At 49.6% G+C, this 5,976-nt stretch carries 4 protein-coding genes; 1 reads left to right on the top strand and 3 read right to left on the bottom strand.

Annotation, left to right across the window (positions count from 1 at the left end):
• Both AC1HCM_RS08425 and AC1HCM_RS08420 read right to left on the bottom strand, forming a co-directional pair.
• Positions 1–1,976, bottom strand: a 1,976-nt coding sequence (locus AC1HCM_RS08425) for a putative bifunctional diguanylate cyclase/phosphodiesterase (protein WP_479461326.1), incomplete at its 3' end; no start/stop codon positions are given.
• A 57-nt stretch (positions 1,977–2,033) separates the two neighbouring features.
• Positions 2,034–5,219, bottom strand: a complete 3,186-nt coding sequence (locus AC1HCM_RS08420) for an efflux RND transporter permease subunit (protein WP_479461325.1) — start codon at positions 5,217–5,219, stop codon at positions 2,034–2,036.
• Positions 5,220–5,252: 33 nt separating this feature from the next.
• On the opposite strand from AC1HCM_RS08420, the gene AC1HCM_RS08415 reads away from it, so the two are divergent.
• Positions 5,253–5,561 (top strand): hypothetical protein, encoded by a 309-nt coding sequence (locus tag AC1HCM_RS08415; RefSeq protein ID WP_479461324.1) that lies wholly within the window; start codon positions 5,253–5,255, stop codon positions 5,559–5,561.
• Between the two features lies 1 nt (position 5,562).
• Here the strand turns inward: AC1HCM_RS08415 and AC1HCM_RS08410 are convergent.
• On the bottom strand, positions 5,563–5,976 hold a 414-nt coding region (locus tag AC1HCM_RS08410), incomplete at its 5' end, for an HAD-IC family P-type ATPase (RefSeq protein ID WP_479461323.1).

Raw genomic sequence — 5,976 nt, 5'->3', positions numbered from 1 at the left:
AGATTCTCTATATCCATAGGGGGTGCGAAGTAGTAGCCCTGAGCCTCCCTGCAACCCACACCTTTCAGCATACCGAGGATGGTCTCATCTTCAACCCCTTCTGCCAAAGACAGAGCGCCAATGGAGGTGGACAGGTCCACAACAGCTTTGACAACACTCCTCGCCTTCCTGGATTCTTTCATACGTATGGTAAAGCTCTTATCAATCTTCAGTTTGTCTATATCAAACTCTATTAGATAATTCATTGATGAGTGCCCTGTCCCGAAGTCGTCTATAGCTATCTTGAAACCTGTACTTCTCAGACTATCAAGGATCTCCTTCGCCTTTTCAGGTTCTTTCATGGCTGTGCTCTCGGTTATCTCTACCCAGAATCTGCTTGCGGGAAAGTTATATCTGCTGAGGTATTTGGTAAGCATGTCGGTTATATCTTCCTCGTAGAACTGCCTTATAGAAAAGTTCATGGCAACATGCAGGCCATCCCCGATAGAGGAGAACTCGCGGAGAGCTTTTTCCAAAACGCTTTTGCCAAGAGCATGTATAAGCCCCGAACTTTCTGCCACGGATATGAAATCTGAGGGAGATACGTCTTTTCCTTTCCAGCGGGATAAAATTTCAACACCTACAGGTCTAAGCGTATCTATATCAAAAATGGGTTGATAGTGGGGAACTATTTCTCCCCTTTCTATAGCTTCCTGAAGCTCCGTCATCAGGGTAAGCCTGCGGTATATCTCTGTATTTGTTGATTCGGAAAAGAAGGCAACCGCACCCGGACCGATATCTCTTGCCCTCAGCAGAGCCCCCTCCGCACGTTTCACAAGGTCTTCAGCGTCCTCAGAGTCATGAGGATATAAAGCTACGCCTATGTTGACCTTAATAAGGATTCTGTGGTTTTCAACGTTTAGAGGCTCTCTAAAAGCATCTACTATCTTTCCTATAACACGAGCAAGGTTGTCTATGCTTTTCAGCCCCGTTGGTATCACACCGAACCTGTCTGCAAAGAACCGGCTGACGATATCACCTTCTCTGAGCTTACTCCTCAACCTGCGAGCCACCTCTACCAGAACTCTATCTCCCACTGACAGTCCGTAGGCTGCGTTTATCTCTTTCAATTTGTATATATCAATTATTAGAACCGGCAGTATCTCTCCCCTTCTCTTGGCCATTTCAAGAAGATTCCTGAGCTGTTCCATAAAGAGGTTCCTGTTAGGGAGCCCCGTAAGAGGGTCATGATGAGTTATATCCGATAGAAGGCTCCTGAGAAACTTTTTGTCCGTGATATCCTTCTCGTTCACGATAGCGCCTTCAAGCCCGCTTTCCCACCAGTTCTCAGGCAAAAATATGATTCCCCTAACCCACAGATAGGCACCGTCCTTGTTCCTAACCCTGTAATCAACCTCGATCCTCTTTCCAGGATTGCTAAAGGCTTCACGGATGTACATGCCCACCCTCTCTTTATCTTCGGGATGGAGCAGAGTTATGAAGGGTTTGTTCAGCAGTTCCTCCTCTGTCCAGCCAAAGACCCTTCCTACAGATGGACTCACGTACCTGAGAAGCCCTTCCCTGTCAACTATGCTGAATACCTCCTCCGAGTGGGTCAGGAAAATGGCAAGCTCCTTCTCTCTGCTCTTGTCCATGCCTATAGCCATACCGGCGGGACTGCCTTCAACTTTTACAGTAAAAGCATGGATCTGAAGTATTTTGTAGCTCCCATCTTTGCTCCTGACAGGTAGCTCGGCATACCTACTTGTATCCTCCACGCCCGAGAGTCTCCTGAGAACCATCTCCTTCACCCTCTCCCTGTAGGAGGGATGGACAACGTCCCAGACGCGGAGGTCTCTTATCTCCTCCGGCGTATAGCCAAAGAGCCTGATAGCATGAGGGCTTGCATAAAGGAACTTTTCTCTGTAAAGAACAACTATGAGGTCTGTTTTCTCAGTGATGAGTTTGAACAGGTTATCCTCAACCCGCAAAGGCATACCTCCTCGTGTGGGTATGTTGATAATATTATTGGAATATTTCATTATTTTTCCAGATTAAGAGCTTTCTCTCCTTGCCCTTCTTACGGACCATTCCATGTATATGGCGTACAGAGCGGGTATAAAGAGGAGGACTATTATGAAAGTTGAGAGTATCCCTCCAACCATGGGAGCCGCTATCCTTGACATCACCTCACTTCCCGTCCCGTGTCCCCTCATTATTGGCAGGAGACCGAGCAGTATGGCTGAGAAGGTCATGAATATGGGTCTTATCCTCTTGACAGCTCCCCTGTATATAGCCTCAAAGGCTTCCTTCCTGTCGTGTATCTTACCGCCGTACCTAATAGCGGTGTGAAGAAGGGAGCCCTGTATGTAGACCACCATAACTATACCCATCTCAGCAGCTATGCCCAAAAGTGCGAGAAAGCCCGCAATGGAGGCTATGGATATGTTGTAGTCCATGAGGTACATAAGCAGGACCCCTCCAAAGGTGGCAACGGGGAGGGTAAGGAGGACGAGAACGGTTTCAAAGAGCTTGTTAAAGGTAAACCACACGAGAAGAACTATGAGGAGTATGACTATGGGTATGATCACCTTCAGGTTCTCAAGAGCCTTCTTCCAGTACTCAAACTGCCCGCTCCACTCGTAGTAGTATCCCTTCGGAAGCTTGAGCTTTTCTTTGAGAACCTTCTCAGCCCTCTCTATCACCGTTCCCATGTCCACCTCCGGGTTGGGGGTGAGGAAGACGTAGCTGACGAGGAGCCCGTTTTCGGACTTTATGCTTATGGGACTCTCCGTCCTAACTATCTCAGCCACCGCCGAGAGGGGAACGAGCCTGTCCTTTAAAGGGAGCATGAGGTTCTCAAGGTCGTAGCGGTAATCAAGGGGGACGCCGAGGGTTATACCGTAGCGCTCTCTCCCGAGTATCATCGTTGAGGCTGGCGAGTTGGCAAAGAGCTGGGCGACAGCCATATTTATGTCTGAGACGGTAAGCCCGTACCTCTCAAGGACATCTCTGCGCGGTCTTATCTCAACGTAGGTGGCTTTTGTTGAACGCTCACCGAAGATGCTCATCACGCCGTCAACGTTCTTGAGCAGCTGTTCCATCTGCTGAGCTATCTCGTTGAGGGTGTTTATGTCATCGCCGTAAATCTTTATACCGAGGGGTGTCTGTATCCCTGTGGTTATCATATCTATCCTTCCCTTAATGGGCATGGTCCACATGTTGGCGAGACCGGGCATTGATATGGCCTGGTCCATCTCCCTTATAAGCTCGGTGTAGGTTATAGTCCTCTCCTCCGGGAAGACCTTTCTCAGGATGTTCTTGATACCCTCGGGTATATTCCAGTTGCTGTAAAACCTCTCCTCCTTTACCTTCCTCCACTCCTCCTCAGGCTTGAGGGTTATGAAGGTCTCTATCATTGAGAGGGGAGCTGGGTCGGTGGCTGTCTCAGCCCTTCCCGCCTTGCCAAAGACAGACTCAACCTCGGGGAACTCCTTTATTATCCTGTCCTGAACGTTTATAACCCTGAATATCTCCTGACGGGAGACGCTTGGGACTGAGGTTGGCATGTAGAGTATAGTTCCCTCGTTAAGGCTCGGCATGAACTCCCTTCCAAGCTTTTCGTAAAAGTAGAAGGTGCTCGCACCTATGAGGACGAAGAGAAACAGCATCAGATACCTGAGCTTGACGGAGAGATGGAAGATGGGGTCGTAAGTCTTTATAAGTAAGCGAACTATCGGGTTCTTCTCCTCAGGAGGGACCTTTCCCCGGACGAGGAGGTATATCAGGACGGGAACTATGGTAACCGAGACTATCGCCGCAACGAGCATGGATAGGGTCTTTGTAGCAACGAGGGGCTTGAAGAGCCTTCCGGCCTGCCCCTCAAGGGCAAAGAGGGGAACGAAGGATACGGTAACTATAAGGAGAGCTAAGAATATGGGCTTTCCCACATCTTTGGCAGAGTGGGCTATCGCCGTGGTGAGGTCATCACCCTCCTCTATGCGCCGGTGGACGTTCTCAACGAGGACTATCGCGGCATCAACCATAGTCCCTATGGCTATAGCTATACCTCCCAGAGACATTATGTTGGAGGTTATGCCCAGGTGGTTCATAGTTATAAAGGTCACGAGCAGGGAGAGAACGAGGAACACGATTATCACAACAGCGCTCTGGACATGGAAGAGGAAGAGACCAACTATGGCGAGAACAACCACCGACTCCTCAATGAGCTTTGTCTTGAGATTGTCTATCGCCCTCTCTATGAGGGTTGAGCGGTCATAAACGGGAACTATATCAACGTCCTCGGGCAGACCCTTCTTTATATCCTCTATCTTCTCCTTTACCCTCTTTATCACCTTGTAGGCGTCCGCACCGAAGCGCATCACCACTATACCGCCCACCGTATCTCCCATCCCGTTGTAATCCGCCACGCCCATGCGGTAGGCTGGGGTTTCAACCACCCTGCCAACGTCCCCCACCCTTATAGGCACTCCCTTGCGGTAGGCGACCACGGTCTTTTCAAGGTCTTCCCCGCTCTTTGCGTATCCAACAGCCCTTATCAGGAACTCTCTCTCGTTTATCTCAACGTACTTCCCTCCCATCTCTACGTTGCTCTTCTTAAGAGCCATATAGACGTCCTTCAGGGACAAGCCGTACTGGTAGAGCTTCTCCGGTCTTATCAGAACCCTGTACTCCTTCTCATAGCCACCTACGGAGGCGACCTCCGCAACGTCCGGAACCGCAAGGAGAGCATACTTTATGTAGAAGTTCTGAAGTGCCCAGAGCTCATCAAGGCTCCTGCTCTTGGATACGAGGGCGTACTGATAGACCCATCCAACACCCGTTGCATCGGGTCCGAGCTGTATGTCCGCCTCCCTGGGTAGCTGTCCCCTTATCGTGGCGAGCTTCTCAAGAACCCTTGACCTTGCCCAGTAGAGGTCTGTCCCATCCTCAAAGATTATGAAGACGAGGGAGTAGTTGGGGACTGAATACCCCCTCACGGTCTTTACCTTGGGAACGCCCATCATGTTGGTAACGAGGGGGTAGGTGAGCTGGTCCTCTATTACCTGAGGGACCTGACCTATCCACTTGGAGTAGATTATCACCTGAACGTCCGAGAGGTCAGGTATGGCGTCTATCGGCGTCTTCTTAAGAGAGTAGTAGCCGTAAAGGAGCAGAAAGAGTGCTGTGAACAGGACCGCTACGCGGTTTTTCAGGAAGAACTCCGTAAACCTCACCATGCAGGCATCCTCCTGGGGTTATATATTTTTCCTATGGGTGTTTTTGATGAGATAAGAAACTGGCTTGCTCCCGAGATAAAGGAACTGAAGGCTAAAGTAGAACAGCTTGGGGAAAATTTCTCTTCTTTAAAAGATAAGGTTGAAGATATTGAGAGGAGTTTATCAACCCTTGAAGCAGAAATAAGGAATCTAAAGGAGAGCCAGCTAAGAAGCGAAGAAAAATTGGAAGATATGTCACGCATGCTCCTTGAGATAGTTCGCATGATAGCCAAACTTGAAGACAAGATAGAGCTTGAGAAAAGAATAGAGAGGCTTGAAGAAGTCGTTCTGAAAAAGAAGTAAGTCATCTCAGCTCTCTCCTCATCATCAGAGCGTTTATTGAAACTATAACTGTGCTTGCGCTCATCAGGATAGCACCCACAGCTGGCTTGAGGATGATACCCCAGGGTGCGGCGATGCCCGCAGCGAGGGGAATGGTAACAACGTTGTAGCCCGTAGCCCAGAAGAGGTTCTGGACCATCTTCCTGACGGTGAGGGAGGAGAGCTTTATGACCCTCACCACGTCCCGCGGGTCGTTCTTCACTAAGATTATGTCCGCACTCTCAATGGCAACGTCTGTTCCAGAGCCTATGGCTATGCCAACGTCAGCCTGAATCAGAGCAGGGGCATCGTTCACGCCGTCTCCAACCATTGCAACTTTAAGACCCCTGCTCTGGAGCTCTTTAACCTTCTGAGCCTTCTCATGGGGAAGGACCCT

It is taken from the genome of Hydrogenivirga sp. (genome assembly GCF_056450045.1).
The sequence above is the reverse complement of the archived record's forward strand: the minus strand, read 5'-3'. Positions and strand labels throughout refer to the sequence as shown.

What these genes read in the sequence shown, in the direction of transcription:
- AC1HCM_RS08415 (WP_479461324.1), top strand. Translation starts at nt 5,253, where the DNA reads ATGGGTGTTTTTGATGAGATAAGAAACTGGCTTGCTCCCGAGATAAAG.
- AC1HCM_RS08420 (WP_479461325.1), bottom strand. Translation starts at nt 5,219, where the DNA reads ATGGTGAGGTTTACGGAGTTCTTCCTGAAAAACCGCGTAGCGGTCCTG.